The sequence below is a fragment of the Pseudomonas sp. PWP3-1b2 genome, assembly GCF_049896045.1.
GTDB lineage: Bacteria > Pseudomonadota > Gammaproteobacteria > Pseudomonadales > Pseudomonadaceae > Aquipseudomonas > Aquipseudomonas antarctica_B.
Genome location: NZ_JAFCTN010000037.1, coordinates 18,234 through 38,574 on the forward strand (window position 1 = coordinate 18,234; position 20,341 = coordinate 38,574).

General features: G+C 58.5%; 21 protein-coding genes and 1 tRNA gene. 13 read left to right on the plus strand and 9 right to left on the minus strand.

Annotated elements, in window-relative coordinates; translation table 11 throughout:
• The first annotated feature begins 92 nt into the window (after positions 1 to 92).
• The 8 genes from ACP7A2_RS21010 (at position 93) to ACP7A2_RS21045 (ending at position 6,134) form a co-directional block, all read left to right on the plus strand.
• Positions 93 to 584 (plus strand): translation initiation factor 2, encoded by a 492-nt coding sequence (locus ACP7A2_RS21010; RefSeq protein WP_426135767.1) that lies wholly within the window; start codon positions 93 to 95, stop codon positions 582 to 584.
• A gap of 159 nt (positions 585 to 743) precedes the next feature.
• A complete protein-coding gene (locus tag ACP7A2_RS21015) occupies positions 744 to 998 on the plus strand; it encodes a YkgJ family cysteine cluster protein (RefSeq protein ID WP_426135768.1) in 255 nt (84 codons plus the stop codon).
• A 41-nt stretch (positions 999 to 1,039) separates the two neighbouring features.
• Positions 1,040 to 1,645, plus strand: a complete 606-nt coding sequence (locus ACP7A2_RS21020) for an START domain-containing protein (protein ID WP_426135769.1) — start codon at positions 1,040 to 1,042, stop codon at positions 1,643 to 1,645.
• A 103-nt stretch (positions 1,646 to 1,748) separates the two neighbouring features.
• Positions 1,749 to 1,985: a hypothetical protein gene (locus ACP7A2_RS21025; RefSeq protein ID WP_426135770.1), complete on the plus strand. Its 237-nt coding sequence runs from the start codon at positions 1,749 to 1,751 to the stop codon at positions 1,983 to 1,985.
• Positions 1,986 to 2,214: 229 nt separating this feature from the next.
• A complete protein-coding gene (locus ACP7A2_RS21030; protein ID WP_078738618.1) occupies positions 2,215 to 2,556 on the plus strand; it encodes a ribonuclease E inhibitor RraB in 342 nt (113 codons plus the stop codon).
• Between the two features lie 413 nt (positions 2,557 to 2,969).
• Positions 2,970 to 4,379, plus strand: coding sequence for a circularly permuted type 2 ATP-grasp protein (locus tag ACP7A2_RS21035; protein WP_426135771.1), 1,410 nt, complete (start codon positions 2,970 to 2,972; stop codon positions 4,377 to 4,379).
• Between the two features lie 4 nt (positions 4,380 to 4,383).
• Positions 4,384 to 5,334, plus strand: a complete 951-nt coding sequence (locus ACP7A2_RS21040) for an alpha-E domain-containing protein (RefSeq protein ID WP_426135772.1) — start codon at positions 4,384 to 4,386, stop codon at positions 5,332 to 5,334.
• Positions 5,331 to 6,134, plus strand: coding sequence for a transglutaminase family protein (locus ACP7A2_RS21045; RefSeq protein ID WP_426135773.1), 804 nt, complete (start codon positions 5,331 to 5,333; stop codon positions 6,132 to 6,134). The genes ACP7A2_RS21040 and ACP7A2_RS21045 overlap by 4 nt, the downstream gene beginning before the upstream one ends.
• Before the next feature lie 128 nt (positions 6,135 to 6,262).
• Here the strand turns inward: ACP7A2_RS21045 and ACP7A2_RS21050 are convergent, their stop codons facing one another.
• Complete coding sequence (locus ACP7A2_RS21050) at positions 6,263 to 7,069, minus strand: c-type cytochrome (protein ID WP_426135774.1); 807 nt, start codon at positions 7,067 to 7,069, stop codon at positions 6,263 to 6,265.
• Between the two features lie 646 nt (positions 7,070 to 7,715).
• Between ACP7A2_RS21050 and ACP7A2_RS21055 the strand changes: the two genes are divergently transcribed.
• The 3 genes from ACP7A2_RS21055 (at position 7,716) to ACP7A2_RS21065 (ending at position 11,910) form a co-directional block, all read left to right on the plus strand.
• Positions 7,716 to 8,921 carry an acetyl-CoA C-acetyltransferase gene (locus ACP7A2_RS21055; protein WP_426135775.1) on the plus strand — a complete coding sequence of 402 codons (1,206 nt, stop codon included), beginning with the start codon at positions 7,716 to 7,718 and terminating at the stop codon, positions 8,919 to 8,921.
• Positions 8,922 to 8,937: 16 nt separating this feature from the next.
• Positions 8,938 to 11,085 (plus strand): 3-hydroxyacyl-CoA dehydrogenase NAD-binding domain-containing protein, encoded by a 2,148-nt coding sequence (locus tag ACP7A2_RS21060; RefSeq protein ID WP_426135776.1) that lies wholly within the window; start codon positions 8,938 to 8,940, stop codon positions 11,083 to 11,085.
• 99 nt (positions 11,086 to 11,184) lie between these two features.
• The gene (locus ACP7A2_RS21065) at positions 11,185 to 11,910 is read left to right on the plus strand and encodes an amidotransferase (RefSeq protein ID WP_426135777.1); all 726 of its coding nucleotides are present in this window, start codon (positions 11,185 to 11,187) and stop codon (positions 11,908 to 11,910) included.
• On the opposite strand, the gene ACP7A2_RS21070 is transcribed toward ACP7A2_RS21065, so the two are convergent.
• From ACP7A2_RS21070 to ACP7A2_RS21080, 3 genes are all read right to left on the minus strand, one after another.
• Entirely contained in the window at positions 11,907 to 12,878 is a 972-nt protein-coding gene (locus tag ACP7A2_RS21070) for a magnesium and cobalt transport protein CorA (protein ID WP_348055866.1), read from the minus strand. The two genes, ACP7A2_RS21065 and ACP7A2_RS21070, sit on opposite strands and share 4 nt — an antisense overlap.
• Positions 12,879 to 13,013: 135 nt before the next feature.
• On the minus strand, positions 13,014 to 13,754 hold the full coding sequence (locus ACP7A2_RS21075) for a 1-acylglycerol-3-phosphate O-acyltransferase (protein ID WP_426135778.1): 741 nt from the start codon (positions 13,752 to 13,754) through the stop codon (positions 13,014 to 13,016).
• A gap of 217 nt (positions 13,755 to 13,971) precedes the next feature.
• Positions 13,972 to 14,658 (minus strand): crotonase/enoyl-CoA hydratase family protein, encoded by a 687-nt coding sequence (locus ACP7A2_RS21080; RefSeq protein ID WP_426135779.1) that lies wholly within the window; start codon positions 14,656 to 14,658, stop codon positions 13,972 to 13,974.
• A gap of 335 nt (positions 14,659 to 14,993) precedes the next feature.
• Between ACP7A2_RS21080 and ACP7A2_RS21085 the strand changes: the two genes are divergently transcribed.
• A tRNA-Ser gene (locus tag ACP7A2_RS21085) sits at positions 14,994 to 15,083 on the plus strand.
• 45 nt (positions 15,084 to 15,128) lie between these two features.
• Positions 15,129 to 15,371 (plus strand): AlpA family phage regulatory protein, encoded by a 243-nt coding sequence (locus tag ACP7A2_RS21090; RefSeq protein WP_426135780.1) that lies wholly within the window; start codon positions 15,129 to 15,131, stop codon positions 15,369 to 15,371.
• 79 nt (positions 15,372 to 15,450) lie between these two features.
• On the opposite strand, the gene ACP7A2_RS21095 is transcribed toward ACP7A2_RS21090, so the two are convergent.
• From ACP7A2_RS21095 to ACP7A2_RS21115, 5 genes are all read right to left on the minus strand, one after another.
• On the minus strand, positions 15,451 to 16,899 hold the full coding sequence (locus ACP7A2_RS21095) for a catalase (protein WP_426135781.1): 1,449 nt from the start codon (positions 16,897 to 16,899) through the stop codon (positions 15,451 to 15,453).
• 385 nt (positions 16,900 to 17,284) lie between these two features.
• On the minus strand, positions 17,285 to 17,974 hold the full coding sequence (locus ACP7A2_RS21100) for a type 1 glutamine amidotransferase domain-containing protein (RefSeq protein WP_426135782.1): 690 nt from the start codon (positions 17,972 to 17,974) through the stop codon (positions 17,285 to 17,287).
• Between the two features lie 96 nt (positions 17,975 to 18,070).
• Positions 18,071 to 18,208 carry a hypothetical protein gene (locus tag ACP7A2_RS21105; RefSeq protein WP_426135783.1) on the minus strand — a complete coding sequence of 46 codons (138 nt, stop codon included), beginning with the start codon at positions 18,206 to 18,208 and terminating at the stop codon, positions 18,071 to 18,073.
• Between the two features lie 217 nt (positions 18,209 to 18,425).
• Positions 18,426 to 19,028, minus strand: a complete 603-nt coding sequence (locus ACP7A2_RS21110) for a TetR/AcrR family transcriptional regulator (protein WP_426135798.1) — start codon at positions 19,026 to 19,028, stop codon at positions 18,426 to 18,428.
• 273 nt (positions 19,029 to 19,301) lie between these two features.
• Positions 19,302 to 20,321 (minus strand): alpha/beta hydrolase, encoded by a 1,020-nt coding sequence (locus tag ACP7A2_RS21115; protein WP_426135784.1) that lies wholly within the window; start codon positions 20,319 to 20,321, stop codon positions 19,302 to 19,304.
• Positions 20,322 to 20,341 lie beyond the last annotated feature (20 nt).

The following is a 20,341-nucleotide window of genomic DNA, read 5'->3' on the forward strand; positions in this document are numbered from 1 at the left end:
GGACACTCTCGACTGCTGAATAATCTCCAGACTTGTCATGCCGCGCACAACAAGCGAGCATGTGGCCTTCTGCCGTTAATGCTGTTGGCGATATGACCTCTATTTTTCGTGCTGCTGTGGTAATTGGCCTGTTAAGCCTGTGTAACGTCGGCACCGTGTTGGCGGCAGCCCCTGTGGCTGATAGCCAGCCAGCGTCGAGCACCCAGCAGAAGCCTCCCGCGAAGAAACCGGCACCGGTTAAAAAAGCCCCGGCAGCCAAGAAAAAAGCCTCCGTGGTGAAGAAACGCGCACCTATCGCGAGCAAATCCAAATCGGCCCGTGAAGTGGCCCAGACCAAGCTGCCACCGGCACAGTTGGACCTGTCCCTGCCCTCGGACATGGTCCGGCACCTGCAACCGATTGGCACCATGCCCAAACCCAAAAGCGTGCCGCTGTTGCCGCCGATGTTTGGCGATAAGCCAAACGATAACAGCGCGTTCCAGATCAACGGCCGCTTGCTCAGCAATGAAATGAAACTGCAATTGCGTAACGATGAGCGCCGAGAAGTGGAAGGCGCGGCGCTGGATTTCGAATTCAAGCGATAACCTTTCCCAACGATGACGAGAGCCATCGACCATCTGTCGCAGACCGGTCAGTCACATTTCTTTTGTGCGAAAAACGTCTGTCAGGCCATTTTAAAACGGCTGTTTAAGGGCGTACCCTAGCCCGGCCATCCCTATTGAGTCGTCGAGGACCTGCTGTTCATGAAATGCCGTGAAGGCTGTGGCGCTTGCTGCATCGCCCCCTCCATCAGTTCACCGCTGCCGGGAATGCCCCAGGGCAAACCTGCCGGCGAACGCTGCCTGCACCTGTCGGTCGAACAGCTATGCCAGCTGTTTGGTCAACCGGAACGCCCCGCGGTGTGCAGTAACTTCAAGGCGGATCTGGATGTGTGTGGCACCGACCAGGCCGATGCGATCCGCTTGATCGGCTGGTGGGAGCAAATGACGGCGGCTTGATGGGGTTTACGATTGGAACTTCAACAATAAGGAATACAACAATGGGTTCGCTGAAACGAGTGGCTGTGGTGTGCGGTTTTACGCTGTTGTTTGCCGCCACTGCCCAGGCTGAAGACTGGCAGGTCGCCAAGGATGAGGACGGTATCAAGGTCTCGCTGAGTGAAGTTGCCGGCTCCAAGTACAAGGCTTATCGCGGTGTGACCGTGATCAAGGCGCCCATGGCCAAGATCATCGCGCTGCAGGAAGATGTGGCCGGCGCCTGTTCCTGGATTCACGAGTGCAAATCGCAAAAGCTGCTGAAACACGAAGGCGACGTCAGCTACACCTATTCCCAGTTCAATGCGCCGTTCCCCGTGAGTAATCGTGATTCGATCCTCAAAATCACCACCACCAAAGGCGCTGATGGCAGCGTGACTCGCACCTTGCTCGAGGTGCCGACCTACCAGCCGGAAGAGAAAGGCTACGTGCGTGTGTCCCAAGTGGACGGGTTTTGGAAACTGGTGCCAAAGAGCCCCACGGAAACCGAAGTGACCTATCAGGTACACACCGAGCCAGGTGGCAGCGTGCCGTCGTGGCTGGCGAACAAGTTTGTGGTGGACGCACCGTTCAACACCTTGAAAGCCTTGAAGGAACACGCTGAAAAATAAGCGCATAGGGTCCGCAGCTTCGGGCCTTGAGTGGAACGTTTTCCGATCCCTCAAGGTCCAGATACATGTGAGCCCACACGCGGGCTTTTTCGAGGAGGCACCGATGCAAAAGTGGCAAATTACCTTCGTTGATGATCATGGCGTTCAGGCCGTGGAGCAGTTCACCTGCGAAAACAAGCCCAGCCTCGAAGATGCTGCGCACATGATTCGCAACAAGTTGGTGCCGGTCGCTGCAGAGCTGGATCTCAATGATCTGGAAGACCGTGTATCCGAGCCTACCGTCAAGATCCTCAAGGATCAGAACAGCATTGAAATCATCGACATTTCTCCCGCCGCCTGAACATTCGCTGACTACCCTCCAAACCCCTCTGGTGGAGGTGATAGCTTCGCGCTACTCTGCAATCGAGATCAGCGAATGAATCGCTAAGGTCTGGTCTTGTCAGCTACATGCTTGTTTTCCCTCGGTGTTGTTATTGCCCCAAGCGATGTCAATGTCGCAGCCCCGCGCCAGTAGGGCGCGGGCCGGGGAAGCACGGAAAGTCTATCCATCAGTTTGAGGAGGACGTTTCATGAGCACAGCCTATCAAGAAGACATCAGCACCAACGTTCTGCGCCGCATGAAAGAAGGCGGCTTCGACTTTTCGCGTTTCCACCCCATCGAGTTCTACGCCATTTTCCCGGATGAGGAATGCGCGCGCAGGGCTGCGGGTCGGTTTCGTGGAGAGTCACTGAATGCCCAGGTCAGCGCGCGCGATGACGGCGCCTGGTACCTGGAGCTGAGCAAAATCATGTCTGCCACCTACGACGGCATAGGAGACTTTGAGCAAGACTTTGGCGCGGTGGTCGAGCCGCTGGGCGGAATCATCGAAGGATGGGGCGTCAAGCAGGAGGTGCGTGGGTTACCCATGTAGCTGGATTTTATGAGCAACGCAGCGTATCGGCTGACCTTTGGGTCGGCCGTTTTTGTATCTGTAGTGGAAAGGTATTCGGACCATGCGCGAACTTTTTCTGCACCAAAAAAAAGCCACCCAAAGAGGGTGGCCTAAAGGGAAGATCGGTGCGCTGAAGGTGTAGGACGCATCCTTTTCAGCAGATGTTGGTGATTATCCGCAGGTGCAACCGGGCAGTGAAATCAACTCTGACTATGCTGTTGATAGTCAAAACCCGCCTTCGGATGAAGCGCGGGGTACGACGGCGGGCATTCCATGCACCAGGACGGTGCGATGAAATCTTCGCCTTTATTCAACTCACTGATTCTTAAGTGTTTATGCCGCTGGCACGGGCCTTGCGATGGTTCTTTCGCCCGGGTGACAAGGAGTTCGGCATGATCCGCACTTATTACGATGAAATGTACGACGGGGCAGGGCAAGTCCGCCCCCATTACCGCGAGTTCGCCCGCTGGTTAGCTGAAACCCCTCCCGAGTTGCTCGCGCAGCGTCGGCGTGAGGCCGATTTACTGTTCCACCGCGCCGGAATCACTTTCACCCTCTACGGCGATGAGCAGGGCACCGAACGGCTGATCCCGTTTGACACCATCCCGCGCAGCATTCCGGCGAGTGAATGGCAAATTGTCGAACGCGGCTGCATTCAGCGGGTCAAGGCGCTGAACATGTTTCTCGCCGACCTGTACCACGAGCAACGCATCATCAAGGCCGGGATCATTCCCGCCGAACAAGTGCTGGCCAACGAGCAATACCAGTTGGCGATGCAGGGCTTGAACCTGCACCGTGACCTGTATTCCCACGTATCAGGTGTCGACCTCGTACGCGATGGCGACGGCACGTACTACGTGCTTGAAGACAACCTGCGTACACCGAGCGGCGTCAGCTACATGCTCGAAGACCGCAAGATGATGATGCGCTTGTTCCCCGAACTGTTCGCCGCCCAGCGCATTGCGCCCATCGACCATTATCCCAATCTGCTGCTCGACACCCTGAAAAGCGCCAGCCCGCTGGATAACCCCAGCGTGGTGGTGCTGACCCCTGGGCGTTTCAACAGCGCGTTCTTTGAACATGCGTTCCTGGCCCGAGAGATGGGCGTGGAACTGGTGGAAGGCGCCGACCTGTTCGTGCGCGACGACCGCGTGTACATGCGCACCACCGACGGCCCCAAGGCGGTGGACGTGATCTATCGCCGTCTTGACGACGCTTTTCTTGACCCGCTGGCCTTCAACCCGGACTCCATGCTCGGTGTGCCCGGCCTGCTCGCGGCCTATCGCTCGGGCCATGTGGTACTGGCCAATGCCATCGGCACCGGGGTAGCGGACGACAAGTCGGTGTATCCGTTCGTTACCGAGATGATCCGTTTTTACCTGGATGAAGAGCCGATTCTGAAGAACGTTCCTACTTTTCAGTGCCGCAAGCCCGACGAGTTGTCCCACGTGCTGGCCAACCTGCCGGACCTGGTGGTCAAGGAAACCCAGGGTTCCGGCGGCTACGGCATGCTGGTGGGGCCTGCATCCACCCAGGCGGAAATCGAAGCCTTCCGTGAGCGCATCAAAGCCAAACCCCACGCCTATATCGCCCAGCCGACCCTGTGCTTATCCACGTGCCCGACCTTCGTCGAAAACGGTATTGCACCGCGCCATATCGACCTGCGTCCGTTCGTGTTGTCCGGCAAGGAAACCCGCGTAGTGCCCGGTGGCCTGACCCGCGTGGCCCTGCGTGAAGGTTCGCTGGTGGTCAATTCGTCACAGGGCGGCGGCACCAAAGACACCTGGGTGGTCGAGGACTGATGCCATGTTGAGTAGAACTGCCTCGGATTTGTACTGGATGTCGCGTTACCTGGAGCGTGCGGAAAACCTCGCGCGCATGCTTGATGTCAGCTATTCGCTGTCGCTGATGCCTCAGGACGGGCGTGGCGATGGCTTGCACGAACTGGCCATGCCGCTGCTGATCACCGGCACTTTGGAGGACTACCACGAGCGTCATGGCGAACTGGACGCCGAACGTTTGCTGCACTTTTTTGCTCTGGATGCCGCCAACCCGGCGAGCATCTACAGCTGCCTCGGCGCTGCGCGGGCCAGCGCCCATGCGGTGCGTGGGCGAATCACCGCCGACATGTGGGAAAACATCAACGCCACCTGGCTGGATATTCGTGACATCGCCCAGCAAGGGCTCAGCCGTTACGGCATGAGCCGGTTCTGTGAGTGGGTCAAGGAACGCTCGCACCTGTTCCGGGGCGCCACGTACGGCACCATCATGCGTAACGATGCGTTTCGTTTTATTCGCCTGGGCACGTTTATCGAACGCGCCGACAACACCCTGCGCCTGCTCGATGCGCGCTACGAAATGGCCGGCGACCAGGCCGCTGCCGTCACCGACGGCACAGCCCACGCCTACTATCAGTGGAGCGCCTTGCTGCGTGCGTTGTCGTCGTTCGAGGCCTACACCGAAATCTATCGCGACGCCCCTGGCGCCCGGCAAGTGGCGGAGTTGCTGCTGTTACGCGCCGACGTTCCGCGGTCCTTGAGGGCGTGCAGCGAAGAGATCGACCAGATCCTCGCCAGCTTGCCCGGCCTCAATGGCCGACCGGCCCAGCGCCTGGCCGCCGAAATGGACGCGCGTCTGCGCTTCACCGCGATCGACGAAATTCTCGAGGAAGGCCTGCACGCCTGGCTGACCGACTTTATCCCCTTGGTGCGCCAGTTGGGCGACGCCATCTACAGTTCCTACCTGGAGGCCGCATGAGACTCTCCATCAGCCACGAAACCACCTACCACTACGAAGACCAGGTGCGTGCGAGCATTCAGTACCTGCGCCTCACGCCCCACGACAGCGAGCGCCAGCGTGTCATCAGTTGGCAACTTGACCTGCCGCGCCCGGTGCGCGCGCAAGTCGATCCTTTCGGCAACATCCTGCACGTGCTGACCCTGGACGAGCCCCACGACGCAATCATCATCGGCGCCCGTGGCCAAGTGGATATTGACGAGTTGCGCGAGGCGGAACACGAGAGCCAGTCCGCCTTTCCGTTCCTGCGCAGCACACGCCTGACCGAACCCGACGAAGCCTTGCGTGGCTTTGCCGGGCAGCATTGCCATCAGCGGCGTGACCGCACTGCGTTAATTGACCTGATGCACGCGCTTAACCAAGCCATGGTTTACACACCCGGCGCCACCGAGGTCGACACCTGCGCCGCCAAGGCTTTCGCCGGGCGCGCGGGTGTGTGCCAGGACCACACCCATGCGTTCCTGGCCTGCGCGCGCAGCCTGGGGATTCCAGCGCGGTATGTGTCGGGGTATTTGTACTCTGAGGACACCGCGCACCTCGCCAGCCACGCCTGGGCCGAAGCCTGGCTGGATGACGCCTGGTACAGCTTTGACGTGACCAACCAATTGGCGCGCCCGGAACGGCATCTCAAGCTGGCCGTGGGCCTGGATTACCTCGACGCGTGCCCGGTGCGCGGCATGCGCCGTGGCGGCGGGCATGAGCAGATGCATGCGAAAGTGTTTGTGGCGCCGACGCCGGTGATTTCAGTCCAGCAGCAATAATCTCCAGAACGAAGCAGGCCAAATGTGGGAGCTGGCTTGCCTGCGATGGCTGCCTGCCAGTTGATACAGATGCAGCTGACCCACCGCTATCGCAGGCAAGCCAGCTCCCACAGTGGGTGGTGTGCTTTTCAGGGCTGCTGCTTGCGCCCCGCCATATGCTTCAAATACCCCACCAGCAAATCCAGCTCGCCATCCGGCAACACACTGGCCGCAAACGCCGGCATCTTCGCCTGCGGCCAGTGCCGCAGGCTCTGCGGGTCGCGGATGTAACGCTTGAGAAAATCGCCGCTGAAATATTCAGTCGGGTTGTAGGGCACATTCAGGTCCGGCCCCACTTGCGCATCGCCGGCGCCATTCAAGCGATGGCAGGCCAGGCAGTTCTTCTGGAACACCGCAAAACCCTGATTCACCGGATCATTCGCGGCCAATGTCGGGTCAGGCAGCAACGCCGGAAACCGCTCGGCCACCGTCTTCATCTGCTTGATCCTCGACAGCTGGAACGGCCACTGCTCGGGGCTGATATTTCCGGCTTTTGGGTCAGTCCACACCAGGTAAAACGGCCCTGCACTCGGCTTGCCGTCCGCCAGCGCAGGCCACGGATGGGCCGGATCTTCCACCGCCAACCACGCGCGGGCGCCGTGGGTTTGCAGCAACGGCGCAGCGCTGAGCTCAGCGGCAAAACCATCGAGGGCAACGGCTTGCAGATGGTTCACAGGCTTCAGGCCCTGCAAGAGAGCGGCCAGTGGCACTGCCCGATACGTCATGGTGCGCTTGTAGGAAACGTCATCAGGGACCTGCACCGTCTGCACATCCTTGCGCGCCAGCAACTCGGCGGTTTGCCAGGTTTTGCTGCTGTGGTCCAGCTCAAGGGTCAACTGCGCGGCCGAACCCGGAAGGGCGATCAGCAAGGCGAGAAAGGCGAAGGTGGATTTCAAGAGAGAGCCCGGATCGAAGTGGCGGTGAGGCCCACGATACCGGAAATCTGCACGTAAAAAGACAGCCCCTGCAACAGGACCGCTATTCGCAACGTCCCGGCAGGTGCTGTCAAAAGCTGTAGTTCTGGTGCAACGCGTGCACAGAAGGTGAGGCGCGAGTCGTCACCCAATAATCTTGGTTAAATTGGGCAAGATCAGAATCAGTGTGGTGGCGAAGAGAATAAGTCCCGCCTGACGTACTTTTGATTGTTTGAACATGGCTGACTGCCTTTTGTTGTTATTCCTGAGCGTCAAACGCGTGTCGGATAAATTCAGTATCGCGATGTGACGTTGCACTTTTCTTACAACCGCTCCAGCAAAACCCGGCAGCAGTCTCTTACTGATTCAACCTTAGAGCCCTCGTTCTTTGTGGCTTAGATCCATTTCATATCAGCTGATCAGCATTTCGACTTAAAAGGGCATGAGGCTTAACGCCATGTTGGCGCCAATGCCTTGGCTAGACAGCTAAAACGATTAATCAGCACTTTCCCTTAGCTGAGTACCGTTCGTCCGAGCGTGGGGGTCAAAACAGATGAGCGCATCCGTCATTGAAACCGTGTCAATCGGGCCTAAGGTAGAAGAACACGCACTGCGGTTCGAGGATGTCATGACCCAAGCTTTGATCTTTGATGCGATACGCACGCCCCGGGGTAAAGGCAAGGCCGACGGCGCCCTGCACAGCGTCAAACCGGTCAATCTGGTGGCGGGCCTGCTCACGGCGCTGGCGGGTCGCAGCGACCTCGACACGCACCAGGTGGATGACATCGTCCTCGGCTGCGTCACCCCCGTGGGCGACCAGGGGGCCGACATCGCCAAGACCGCCGCACTGGTCGCGGACTGGGACATCAGCGTCGCCGGTGTACAGATCAACCGCTTCTGCGCCTCGGGCCTCGAAGCGGTGAACCTCGGCGCGATGAAAGTGCGCTCAGGCTTTGAGGATTTAGTGGTGGTCGGCGGCGTCGAGTCGATGTCCCGCGTGCCCATGGGCAGCGACGGCGGCGCCTGGGTGCTTGACCCGCAAACCAACCTGCACAGCCACTTCACGCCCCAGGGCATTGGTGCGGACCTGATTGCCACCCTGGAGGGCTTCACGCGCCACGACGTCGACACCTTTGCCCTACAGTCCCAGCAGAAAGCGGCACGGGCACGCGCAGACGGTTCCTTCAATAAATCGCTGATCGCGGTGAGGGACCAAAACGGCATCGTACTGCTCGACCACGACGAATTTATCCGCGGCGACTGCACCCTCGAAGGCCTGGGCAAACTCAAGCCGAGCTTTGAAATGATGGGCCAGATGGGTTTCGACGCCACCGCGTTGCGCGTCTACAGCCATGTGGAGCGCATCCATCACGTGCACACACCGGGCAACAGTTCCGGCATTGTCGATGGCGCTGCGCTGATGCTCATCGGCTCCGAGGCCAAGGGCCGCGAACTCGGCTTGCAACCGCGCGCGCGGATCGTAGCGACAGCCGTCACCGGCACCGACCCCACCATCATGCTCACCGGGCCAGCGCCGGCCACCCGCAAAGCCCTGGCCAAAGCCGGCCTGCGCGTGGAAGACATCGACCTGTTCGAAGTCAACGAAGCGTTTGCTTCTGTCGTCCTGAAATTCATCAAAGACATGGGCATCGACGCCGCGCGTGTCAACGTCAACGGCGGCTCCATCGCCATGGGCCACCCGTTGGGCGCCACCGGCTGCGCCATCCTCGGCACGCTGCTCGACGAACTGGAAATGCGCCAGCAGCGCTACGGCCTGGCCACTCTGTGTGTCGGCGGTGGCATGGGCATCGCCACCCTCATCGAACGCCTCTGAGCCCAAGGAAGTTGTCATGACCGAAGCCATTCGTTACGAAAAAGGCCAGGACCAGATCGTGGTGCTGACCCTCGACATGCCCGGCCAGAGCGCCAACACCATGAACGGTGTGTACCGCGAGGCCATGGCGGCCACTGTCATGCGCCTGGAAGCGGAGAAAGAAAATATTGCCGGCGTGGTCATCACCTCGGCGAAGAAAACCTTTTTTGCCGGCGGCGACCTCAATGAACTGATCAAGGTCGACAAGGCGCACGCCAAGGATTTTTACGACGGCGTGGTGGTACTGAAGTCGCAACTGCGCCGCCTGGAAACCTTCGGCAAGCCGGTGGTGGCCGCGATCAATGGCGCCGCACTCGGCGGCGGCTGGGAGATTTGCCTGGCGTGCCATTACCGCGTCGCGCTGGATGACAAGTCGGTACAGCTGGGGTTGCCCGAGGTTACGCTGGGGCTGTTGCCGGGCGGCGGCGGAGTAGTGCGCATGGTGTGTTTGTTGGGGCTGGAAAAGGCCTTGCCGTATTTGCTCGAAGGCAAAAAGGTCCGGCCGCAGCAGGCGTTGCAGTCGGGGTTGATCGATGAGTTGGCGTTGAACCGCGACGAAATGCTCGCCAAATCCCGCGCCTGGATTCTGGCCAATCCTGAGGCTAAACAGCTGTGGGACAACAAGGGCTATCAGATTCCAGGCGGCACACCGTCGAGCCCAAAAGTTGCGCAGATGCTGGCCATCGCGCCGTCGATTTTGCGCAGTAAAACCAATGGCTGTTTCCCCGCGCCGGAGAAAATTCTCTGCGCCGCGGTTGAGGGCGCGCAGGTCGATTTCGACACCGCACACCTGATCGAAACCCGTTACTTCACCGAGCTGGTGACCGGCCAAGTCGCAAAAAACATGATCGGCACCTTCTGGTTCCAGCTCAATGAAATCAACGCGGGCAGCTCGCGGCCCAAAGGGTTCACGCCTTATGTCACGCGCAAAGTCGGCGTGCTGGGCGCCGGCATGATGGGCGCGGGCATCGCGTATGTCAGTGCCAGTGCGGGCGTTGAGGTGGTGCTCAAAGACATCAACCTGGCCGCCGCCGAGAAGGGCAAGGCGCACTCGGCCGCGTTGCTCGACAAGAAAGTCAGCCGTGGGCAAATGACCGCCGAACAGCGCGAAATCATTCTCGCGCGGATTCATCCCGTGGCCTCTGTTGCCGACCTGGCCGGCTGCGACTTGATCATCGAGGCCGTGTTTGAAGACCGTGAACTCAAAGCCAGCGTGACGGCGGCCGCGCAAAGCGTGGTGGGTGCCGACGCGGTAATCGCCTCCAACACCTCGACCTTGCCCATCAGCGGCTTGGCGACTGCGGTGCCCGACCCAGCCAGATTCATCGGCCTGCATTTTTTCAGCCCGGTCGACAAAATGCCGTTGGTTGAAATCATCAAAGGCGCTAAGACCAGCGACGAAACCCTGGCCCGAGGTTTCGATTTCGTCCTGCAAATCAACAAAACCCCGATCGTGGTCAACGACAGCCGAGGCTTTTTTACCTCTCGGGTGTTTGGCACTTTCACCAACGAAGGCATCGCCATGCTCGGCGAAGGCGTGGCCGCGCCGATGATCGAAACCGAAGCGCGCAAGGCGGGTATGCCGGTGGGGCCTTTAGCGGTGTCGGATGAAGTGTCACTCAGTTTGATGAGCCATATCCGACAGCAAACGGCGAAGGATCTGCAGGCCGAAGGCAAGGCGGTGCCCGCGCACCCGGCGACAGTGGTGATCAATCTGCTGGTGAACGAGTACAACCGCGCAGGCAAAGCGGCGGGCGGCGGGTTTTATGATTATCCGGCGGGCGGGCCGAAACACCTGTGGCCCGAGCTGAAAGCCCGCTTCGAACAACCCGGCAAACAGATATCGCCGCAGGATGTGCGTGACCGGTTGCTGTTTATCCAGGCGATTGAAACCGTGCGTTGTGTGGAGGAGGGCGTGTTGATGTCCACGGCTGACGCCAACGTGGGTTCGATCTTCGGCATTGGTTTTGCGGCGTGGAGTGGTGGCGCGTTGCAGTTTATTAATCAATACGGTTTGAACGACTTCATCGCGCGGGCGAGGTATCTGGCCGAGCAATACGGTGAACGCTTCGCGCCGCCGGCGCTGTTGCTGGAGAAGGCCGCACGAGGAGAAGCCTTTCGATGATCAAAATGTGGGAGCATCCACTGGGACTTGCTTTGCAGGGGTATTTCAAGGCAGGCTCTGAGGTGTGCATTATTCCCATCACCGTGTCAGGTATTTTTTATGTCGCTACGCGTCTGTATCCTGGAAACCGATATCCTGCGTCCAGGTTTGATCGATCAGTACCAAGGGTACGGGCAGATGTTCAAGCGTCTGTTTTCCAAACAGCCGATTGCCGCCGAGTTTGTGGTCTACAACGTGGTGCAGGGTGAATACCCTTCGGATGATGAAGTGTTCGACGCCTACCTCATCACTGGCAGCAAGGCCGATTCCTTCGGCACCGATCCGTGGATCCAAACCCTCAAAACCTACCTGCTTGAGCGCTACGCACGCGGTGACAAATTGCTCGGCGTCTGCTTCGGTCACCAGTTACTGGCGCTGTTGTTGGGCGGCAAAACCGAGCGCGCCAGCAAAGGCTGGGGCATGGGCATCCATGACTACAAACTGAACGCCAAGGCGCCGTGGATGAGCCCGGTGGTGGAAGAACTGACCCTGCTGATCAGCCATCAGGACCAGGTCACCACCTTGCCGGAAAACGCCACAGTTATCGCCTCCAGCGATTTTTGCCCGTTTGCGGCGTACCACATCGAAGACCAAGTGCTGTGCTTCCAGGGCCACCCGGAATTCGTCCACGACTATTCCCGCGAGCTGCTGGAGATTCTTCAGACAACCCTCGGAGAAAAGGTATACACCCACGGTGTCGCCAGCCTTGAGCGCGACCACCACGGCGCCACCGTGGCGGAGTGGATGATGCGCTTCGTGGCGCACAAGCCGGAAGCTGGCGCTTAAAGCCAGCCCGACCGTTTAAAGCTGGCCCACAAACTGGTGCAGCCCACCGCAATAAACCCGAGCACCGCAAAGTAGCCGTAGTGCCATTGCAGCTCGGGCATGTTCTGGAAGTTCATCCCATAAATCCCCGCCACCGCCGTGGGGAACGCCAAAATTGCTGCCCATGCGGCGAACTTGCGCTGCACCACGCTTTGCCGCGAAGCCTCCAGCAACACACCGATCTCGATGGTTTGGCTGGCGATATCGCGCAGGGTGGTGAGGTCTTCCATCTGCCGCGTCACGTGGATCTGCACGTCCCGGAAATACGGGCGCATGTTCTTGTCGATAAACGGAAAGCTCAGTTTCTGCAATTCCTGGCTGATCTCTACCATTGGCGCCACATAACGCTTGAGCCGCAGCACATCGCGGCGCAGGCCGTGGATCTTCTGGATGTCGCGTTCACTGAGCGAGCTGCACAGCACATTACGCTCCAGCTCATCGATCTCGGCGTGTATCGCCTCGCTCACTGGCTGGTAGTTTTCGGTGACGAAATCCAGCAGCGCATAGAGTACGAAATCTTCCCCATGCTCCAGCAACAGCGGCCGCGCCTCACAGCGCTGGCGCACAAAGCCGTAGGACGCCGAATGCCCGTTGCGCGCAGTGATGATGTAGCCGCTGCCGGCAAAGATATGGGTTTCGATAAACTCCAGCTTGCCGTTCTCGCGCACCGGTGAATAGGTGACGATAAACAGTGCGTCGCCGAAGGTTTCAAGCTTCGGGCGGCTGTGTTTTTCCAGGGCGTCTTCGATGGCCAGCTCATGCAGGTTGAACTGGCGTTGCAAGTTGGCCAGCTCCTGGGCGTCGGGCTCTTCCAGGCCGATCCACACAAAGTGACCGGGTTTGGCAGCCCACGCTGCGCCCTCGTCGAGGGTGATATCCGTGACTTTCTTACCGGCGCTGTAGACAGCTGCCGCAACAACTCTACCCATGGTGCTGATCGCTTCTTGTTGGGAGGACTGATGTTGGGCAGCTTAGCCTGAATGACGTTCCGTTGTTACGGTGGTAGAGACGCGTTTTTTGTGGCGAGCAAGCTTGCTTGCGCCGGGGTGCGAAGCCCCCCCAAATTACAAGCGCGCCGGCATCCAAGCGGCTTGCAACTCGCGGTCCATTGCCTGGATGCATTCATCCATCTGTTCCTGACAACGCTGCATCAAGTGAGGCACGTCATCTGCAGTCATGCCAGACGTAGGAATCGGCGCTAACGAACGTATGAGTACATCACCGCTGTCCCAGCGATTCAGCTGCATATGGTTGACGTAATTGCTCACGCACACCTGAACAATCGGCACACCCGCCGCAATCGCCATATGAAACGCGCCTTTCTTGAACGGCAACAACCCTTTGCCCAGGTTGCGCGTGCCCTCCGGAAACACCCAGATCGACGTGTCCTCATGCTGCAAGGTATGCGTGGTGGTCAACATCGCGCGACGCGCCTTGTGCGCATTGCCCCGGTCGATCAACACATTGCCCGCCAGCCAGAACAACTGGCCGAACAACGGCACCCATTTAAGGCTCTTCTTGGCAATACACACCGTGCGGTAAGGCACTACGGTGCCCAGCACAAACAGGTCGTAGTTGGACTGATGGTTGGCAATGATCACGCAACTGCCGGGCTTGTTTCGCAGCGAATCGACATCCGCCTTAACCCTCAGCCGCAACAACCACATCGCAGGCACCCCATAAAGGCGCGCGCACAGGCGACCGTTATCCGGATTGAACGGCCGACAAATCCCCAGCAGCACGCCCAGCACACCGGCGAGCATAAAGTGCAGGCCCATCAACAACATACGAAACACAAAAAGCATCGACACAGCCCGTCGGGACAAAATTTGGCGCAGTGTACGGTTGTGCACTGTATTCGGCAATTGCCCCGACTGACGTGGGAGATAGGCGATGTTTAAGCATATGTTTCAACAAGTGCCAGCACAGCCCAGCCAGAGCGGCTACGGCCATTTCTGATTAAGTTGTAAGAAAAAGCCCGACTCAAGGTCGGGCTTTGGCATAGCTGATGTAGGAATCGATTCAGAAGTGAGTCTGATCCTGGATGATTGCATCGTCCAAGGCTTCCAGCAGCGCCTTGCGTACTTTTAATTTGGTGTGCTTGTGCGCATTCATATTGATTTTCTTCAACTGACGCGCCGCTTCCAGCGCCGCCGCGGGCAGTTCTTCGGGAGCGACCACTTTATCGAGGAAGCCCGCGCCGAGCGCGCCCTGCGGGTCAAACATCTCCGCATTGATCACCGAACGATGAAACGCCGACTTGCGCAGGCGATCCCGCGCCAGCTCAATCCCGGCGTGGTGCATGGTCATGCCAATCGCCACCTCATTCAGGCCAATGCTGAACGGGCCTTCCACGCCAATCCGGTAGTCTGCCGACAACAACAGGAACGCGCCCTTGGCCACCGCATGCCCAGGGCACGCCACAATCACCGGGAACGGATGCGACAACAGACGACGCGCCAGCGTAGAGCCGGAGGTCACCAAGCCAATCGCCTCTTTAGGCCCGGCCGTCATCACCTTCAAATCATAACCACCCGACAAAATCCCCGGCGTGCCAGTGATGATCACCACCGCCCGATCCTTCTCGGCCTGATCCAGCGCCGCATTAAACTCAGCGACCACCGCCGGAGAAATGGCATTCACCTTGCCGTTGCTCAAGGTCAGTGTCGCGATACCGTCTTCGAGGTGGTAGGAGATCAACTCACTCATGACGCGGTTCCTTGTAGGGCTTGTTATAGAGAGGCTGTTTATAGGCATGCATGCGCAGACGTTACCCACCACGCCCGCCCCGGTAAAGCGCCGTGACTGACTGCTCAGTCAGACTTTTCCTGCATCCCCAAGCATAGACACCCTTGGGCAGGGCGCAGCAACCGCCCCAAACACCTGCCGCCGATGCCGGAGAATGGCAGAATCAACGCCCTCGCCGGGCGCGTCACGGCATAGCCGTCTAAGCGCATGAAAATTCTAAAAAAAACCTTTGCCATCAGAAAGGCTTTCGACTACATTAGCGCGCCTCGACAGACTGAACTGGTTTGACGAGATACGGTGAAGTGTCCGAGTGGCTTAAGGAGCACGCCTGGAAAGTGTGTATACAAGAAATTGTATCGAGAGTTCGAATCTCTCCTTCACCGCCACATTATTAAGAAAAAGCCCCGTTTTACGGGGCTTTTTCTTGTCTGATGATTTTGTCCCCCCCATTTGTCCCCCCTCTCAGATTTCGCGCGGTCCGCTTCGAGGGCCCCTTAAGCCTGCCATCGTACGAACTATTCTTTTTTAATCGTGGTCTGGGCCGTCAGAGGTACATCGACGAAGGTACCGTCCCTAAATCAGTCTCGCTGGGCGCGCGTTGGGTTGGCTGGGTGGGGGAAGAAGTGCAGGGCTGGATTTTGGCGTCAGATTTGATTACGCCGCGTGCGCGATAAAAGCGAAGGCATTCTTATAAAAGTTGTTTGAATAACGCAAAAACCGCCCGGATGAGGGCGGTTTTGCTTTTCGTTAAGGCTAGTTAGCCTGTGCGTCCAATGCCTTTGCGATAGCTTCTCCGTACGCCGGGTCAGCGCGGAAGAAGTGTTGCAGCTGACGATCAACCACGTCGCGGGAAACCCCGGCCATCGCGCCGGCGATGTTGTTGGTGAGCAAGGCTTTCTGCTCATTATTCATCAGGCGGAACAGCGCGCCAGCGTGGCTGTAGTAATCGTCGTCTTCACGATGATCGTAGCGATCAGCAGCACCGCCAAGGGCCAATGCCGGCTCTGCGTACTGTGGCGCCTGCTTCGGTGCATCCGAGTAGCTATTTGGCTCGTAGTTAGGCGCAGCACCACCGTTGCTGCCGAAGGCCATCGAACCATCACGCTGGTAGCTGTTCACTGGGTTGCGCGGGGTATTCACCGGCAGTTGCTGGTGATTGGTACCGACGCGGTAACGGTGAGCATCCGCATACGCGAAAACGCGACCTTGCAGCATACGGTCTGGCGACAGGCCTACACCTGGAACCATGTTGCTTGGGCCGAACGCAGCCTGCTCGACTTCAGCGAAGTAGTTCTGCGGGTTGCGGTTCAGTTCCAACTCGCCGACTTCGATCAATGGGAACTCCTTCTGCGACCAGGTCTTGGTCACGTCAAAAGGGTTCTCGTAATGAGCGTTGGCCTGGGCCTCGGTCATGATCTGAATGCAGACGCGCCATTTCGGGAAATCACCGCGCTCGATCGCACCAAACAGATCGCGCTGGGCGTAATCCGGATCAGTACCGGCCAGGCGTGCAGCTTCAGCCGGTGCCAGGTTCTTGATCCCTTGTTTGGTCTTGTAGTGCCACTTGACCCAGTGACGCTCGCCCTTGGCGTTGATCAGGCTGTAGGTGTGACTGCCGAAGCCGTGCATGTGGCGATAGCCATCAGGGATACCACGGTCCGAAAACAGGATAGTGACCTGGTGCAGCGCCTCTGGGGAGTGCGACCAGAAGTCCCACATCATCTGCGCGCTCTTCAAGTTGCTTTGCGGCAGGCGCTTCTGGGTGTGGATGAAGTCGGGGAACTTCAATGGGTCGCGAATGAAGAACACGGGGGTATTGTTGCCCACGATGTCCCAGTTGCCTTCTTCGGTGTAGAACTTCAGGGCGAAACCACGTGGGTCGCGCTCGGTATCAGCCGAACCACGTTCACCACCGACGGTGGAAAATCGCAGGAAGGTTGGGGTTTGCTTGCCGACGGAGTCGAACAGCTTGGCGCTGGTGTACTGCGTAATATCTTGAGTGACCGTGAAGGTGCCGTAAGCACCCGAGCCCTTGGCGTGTACGCGACGCTCGGGGATATTCTCACGGTTGAAGTGAGCAAGCTTCTCGATCAGGTGAAAATCGTCGAGCAGCAAGGGGCCACGTGGGCCGGCGGAACGGGAATTCTGGTTGTCTGCAACGGGAGCACCGCTGGCGGTTGTAAGGACTTTGTTCTGGCTCATGCTCAATCTCTCTCAGGTCGGACGTGGAGCTGCCGGCTAGTCGGCTTGGAAGGATTATTGATCATCGAAATGATATCTACAAATTCATCAAATCTTAGGCTTCGATAGCAAATAACTATCAGTTTCACCACCGCTCATATTGCCGAGCACAACCCGAGGAAGCTTGTACAAATTGTGCTTCGGTGGCCGGGTCAATGACACCGTAGACATTGCATGATCCGCCGCTACCCACTGATCACCGATGTAGTTGGCTCCTTAAGCCAGCCGGCGGCTTTGATGCGTTCCAGATTGAACGTGATCGTGGTGCCTCCAGGGTATCGAGTGGCTGGCACCGCAGTCCCGGATGGGGCTGCGGATAGCTAAGACAAGTCCCGTGGGGGCGGGCTCAGGCCTTGAGCGAGTTCAGCTTGGCGATCAGGACCTGAGCGGCTTCGGTGGAAGAACCCGGGTTCTGGCCGGTAATCAGCAGGCCGTCGCTGACGACGTAGGAGGACCAGTCAGCGCCCTTGGAGTAGACGCCGCCATTGGCGATCAGCATGTCTTCAACCAGGAAGGGCACGACGTTGGTCAGGCCTACCGCCTCTTCCTCGGTGTTGGTGAAACCAGCAACTTTTTTGCCAGCGACCAGCGGAGTGCCGTCAGGCTTTTTCACGTGGCGCAGTACGCCGGGAGCGTGGCACACCAGGGCAGCAGGCTTGCCGGCAGCCAGGAATGCTTCGATCAGTTGAATCGACTTAGGGTCTTCCGCCAGGTCCCACAGTGGGCCGTGGCCGCCTGGGTAGAACACGGCGTCGAAATCAGCTTGCGAAACGCTGTCCAGCCGCACGGTGTTGGCGAGCTGTGCGGTCGCCGCGGCGTCTTTCTCGAAGCGGCGGGTCACGTCGGTCTGGAACGATGGCTCGTTGCTTTTCGGATCCAGTGGTGGCTGGCCGCCTTTTGGCGAGGCCAGGACGATGTCGGCGTTGGCTTCTAGAAAGGCGTAGTAGGGGGCTGCCAGCTCTTCCAGCCAGAAACCGGTCTTGCGGCCCGTGTTGCCCAGGGTGTCGTGGGAGGTCAGTACCATAAGAATTTTCATGTTGAGCGTCCTGTTTTCAGTGTGGGATCGTGGGATCACGACAAATTTTCGAGCGAATTAAATAGACTGGTCGTCTATATGGTGTGCAACATTAAATTACTGGGCAGCGCCGTGAACCAGCACCGCGGTTTTGGCGAGTGCGCTTGCGGCGGTGTTCTGGGCGGCGGCGATACCGACATGGGCGACAAACGTTAATGAGGAGATGAGTGCGGCCAGCCTGGTACGGGTGTTCATCGCGGTATCTCTTTTGTCGGGTAGATGAATGTGTGGCTACTCTAAGATCAACTAGACCGGTCGTCTACACTTATTTTAAGGTTTTTTCGCGTGACGCTTTCCGAGGGTTGTTACCAGGGACAGAGAAGCAGCGAAAAGGCGATAAATTAATGTTGGAGATGACTGTGAGCAGTGCACTGCAGCGCCGCGATGAGCGACACACTGCTCACGTCATGAATCAAGGCAGGTTAAGAATCTGGCGGGTGATTGCCATCGCAGTGTCGAAGGGTTTGACACTCTTGGTGATCTTCACCATAACGCTGGCCCCGACCCACAATTGATAGAGGCTCTGCGCGACGTCATGAGGGTTACCGGTGATGGTCAGTGAACCCTCAGCCACACCGATCTCAATGGCGTTCGCCAGGCGATCGGCAATCCCGGCCGTACCTCGCATGAGCACAGCACGCATGGCTTCGGACAGGTCGGCAACTTCCACGCCCAACTTCACCGCCAGGCACTTGCCCTGGCAATCATGAAAGGACTGGGTGTCCTGCCAGAGGTGAAAGTAGTTCAGTAGCCGCTGCGCCATCGTCAGGTTGGGCTGAGCAAGCGTGCGATCGATATCATCGAGGTAGGCCTCGAAATAGCTCTCGAGCATGGCTTCGCCAAACGCGTCTTTGGAACCGAAATAGTGATAAAAGGAGCCCTTAGGCACACCGGCGGTGGCCAGGATCTCGTTCAGGCCCACGGCGGAATACCCTTTGGCGGCCATTATGCGCTGGCCTACATCGAGTATTCCCTGGCGGACGTCGGATGTTTCGCGAGTCTTTGGAATATTCATAGAGAAATGGTAGTCCCTAATAGTTGATCGGTCTACTAAGAGTTTCATTTTACGCGCGTCATACAGCGGATTGGCAGTGATGCTCACGCAGTGGACTCTCAGGCGGGTAACGAAAAAGCCGACCATAAAGGTCGGCATTTCATGGAGGATGAGTGCTTCGATTACCAGTTCATGATGTTCAAGCCTCTGCAGGTGTGGTGGTGAAAATCACCGAGTTAATGTCGGCATTCTGGGCAGGCGAGGCAGTCAAGACTCATCCGGCCAGTACCGCTGTCACTTAAGGTGAGCCTTCAACTCTTGCGATGCTTGCAACATCGCAGACCGTACTTCTGGGACCTGGCTGACCACGTTCAACAGACCGTAATCGTGAATCATGCCGTTGTAGCGAACCGCGGTGACCGGCACGCCGGCTTGATCCAGTTTGCGAGCGTAAGCCTCACCCTCGTCACGCAGGACGTCGGCACCGGCGGTTTGCACCAGAGCAGGTGGCAGCCCTTTTAACTGATCCAAGGTTGCGCGCAGGGGGGATGCGTAGATCTGGGCGCGTTGTTCAGTGTCCGTGGTGTAGTTGTCCCAGAACCACTTCATCATGTTGCGAGTGAGGAAGTGGCCCTCGGCGAACTGGTTGTAGGAACCGGTATCAAAGTTGACATCGGTCACCGGCCACAGCAGCACCTGATAGCGAATTGCCGGGGTGCCCTTGTCCTTGGCCATCAGGCTGACGACGGCCGCCATGTTGCCGCCGACGCTGTTACCCACAACGGCCAGGCGTTTGCCGTCCACGTTGATTTCCTTGCCGTGTTCAGCCACCCATTGGGTTGCTGCGTAGGCCTGGTTGATTGCAACCGGGTAATGCGCTTCCGGTGAGCTCGTGTAGTTGACGAACACCGCCACAGCACCGGAGCCCGCGACCAAATCCCGCACCAGCCGCTCGTGTGTCGGGTAGTCGCCCAGCACCCAACCGCCACCGTGGAAGTACATGAACACGGGCAGCGTGCCTTTCACGCCTGCCGGACGCACGATGGTCAGGCTGATGTTTTGGCCATCGACCGAAATTGTCTTCTGGCTGACATCCGCTTTGGGGAGGGTCAGCTTGACCGAGGCTTGTGCTCCGGTCAGAACAGCCCGCGCATCCTTGGGTGAAAGCTGCTCGATGGGTTTGCCGGTCCCGGCATTCAGTGCATCGAGGAACGCTTGGGTGGTGTGCTCAACGCCAGTGTCGGTCGCTGCGAAAGCATTGCCGATCGACAAAGAAACAAGCGAGCCAGCCAAAATTTTGCCAACAGTATTCATGTTCATATCCTTCCTGGTCA

What these genes read in the sequence shown, in the direction of transcription:
- ACP7A2_RS21010 (WP_426135767.1), top strand. Translation starts at nt 93, where the DNA reads ATGACCTCTATTTTTCGTGCTGCTGTGGTAATTGGCCTGTTAAGCCTG.
- ACP7A2_RS21015 (WP_426135768.1), top strand. Translation starts at nt 744, where the DNA reads ATGAAATGCCGTGAAGGCTGTGGCGCTTGCTGCATCGCCCCCTCCATC.
- ACP7A2_RS21020 (WP_426135769.1), top strand. Translation starts at nt 1,040, where the DNA reads ATGGGTTCGCTGAAACGAGTGGCTGTGGTGTGCGGTTTTACGCTGTTG.
- ACP7A2_RS21025 (WP_426135770.1), top strand. Translation starts at nt 1,749, where the DNA reads ATGCAAAAGTGGCAAATTACCTTCGTTGATGATCATGGCGTTCAGGCC.
- ACP7A2_RS21030 (WP_078738618.1), top strand. Translation starts at nt 2,215, where the DNA reads ATGAGCACAGCCTATCAAGAAGACATCAGCACCAACGTTCTGCGCCGC.
- ACP7A2_RS21035 (WP_426135771.1), top strand. Translation starts at nt 2,970, where the DNA reads ATGATCCGCACTTATTACGATGAAATGTACGACGGGGCAGGGCAAGTC.
- ACP7A2_RS21040 (WP_426135772.1), top strand. Translation starts at nt 4,384, where the DNA reads ATGTTGAGTAGAACTGCCTCGGATTTGTACTGGATGTCGCGTTACCTG.
- ACP7A2_RS21045 (WP_426135773.1), top strand. Translation starts at nt 5,331, where the DNA reads ATGAGACTCTCCATCAGCCACGAAACCACCTACCACTACGAAGACCAG.
- ACP7A2_RS21055 (WP_426135775.1), top strand. Translation starts at nt 7,716, where the DNA reads ATGACCCAAGCTTTGATCTTTGATGCGATACGCACGCCCCGGGGTAAA.
- ACP7A2_RS21060 (WP_426135776.1), top strand. Translation starts at nt 8,938, where the DNA reads ATGACCGAAGCCATTCGTTACGAAAAAGGCCAGGACCAGATCGTGGTG.
- ACP7A2_RS21065 (WP_426135777.1), top strand. Translation starts at nt 11,185, where the DNA reads ATGTCGCTACGCGTCTGTATCCTGGAAACCGATATCCTGCGTCCAGGT.
- ACP7A2_RS21070 (WP_348055866.1), bottom strand. Translation starts at nt 12,878, where the DNA reads ATGGGTAGAGTTGTTGCGGCAGCTGTCTACAGCGCCGGTAAGAAAGTC.
- ACP7A2_RS21075 (WP_426135778.1), bottom strand. Translation starts at nt 13,754, where the DNA reads ATGCTTTTTGTGTTTCGTATGTTGTTGATGGGCCTGCACTTTATGCTC.
- ACP7A2_RS21080 (WP_426135779.1), bottom strand. Translation starts at nt 14,658, where the DNA reads ATGAGTGAGTTGATCTCCTACCACCTCGAAGACGGTATCGCGACACTG.
- ACP7A2_RS21090 (WP_426135780.1), top strand. Translation starts at nt 15,129, where the DNA reads ATGATTTTGTCCCCCCCATTTGTCCCCCCTCTCAGATTTCGCGCGGTC.
- ACP7A2_RS21095 (WP_426135781.1), bottom strand. Translation starts at nt 16,899, where the DNA reads ATGAGCCAGAACAAAGTCCTTACAACCGCCAGCGGTGCTCCCGTTGCA.
- ACP7A2_RS21100 (WP_426135782.1), bottom strand. Translation starts at nt 17,974, where the DNA reads ATGAAAATTCTTATGGTACTGACCTCCCACGACACCCTGGGCAACACG.
- ACP7A2_RS21105 (WP_426135783.1), bottom strand. Translation starts at nt 18,208, where the DNA reads ATGAACACCCGTACCAGGCTGGCCGCACTCATCTCCTCATTAACGTTT.
- ACP7A2_RS21110 (WP_426135798.1), bottom strand. Translation starts at nt 19,028, where the DNA reads ATGAATATTCCAAAGACTCGCGAAACATCCGACGTCCGCCAGGGAATA.
- ACP7A2_RS21115 (WP_426135784.1), bottom strand. Translation starts at nt 20,321, where the DNA reads ATGAATACTGTTGGCAAAATTTTGGCTGGCTCGCTTGTTTCTTTGTCG.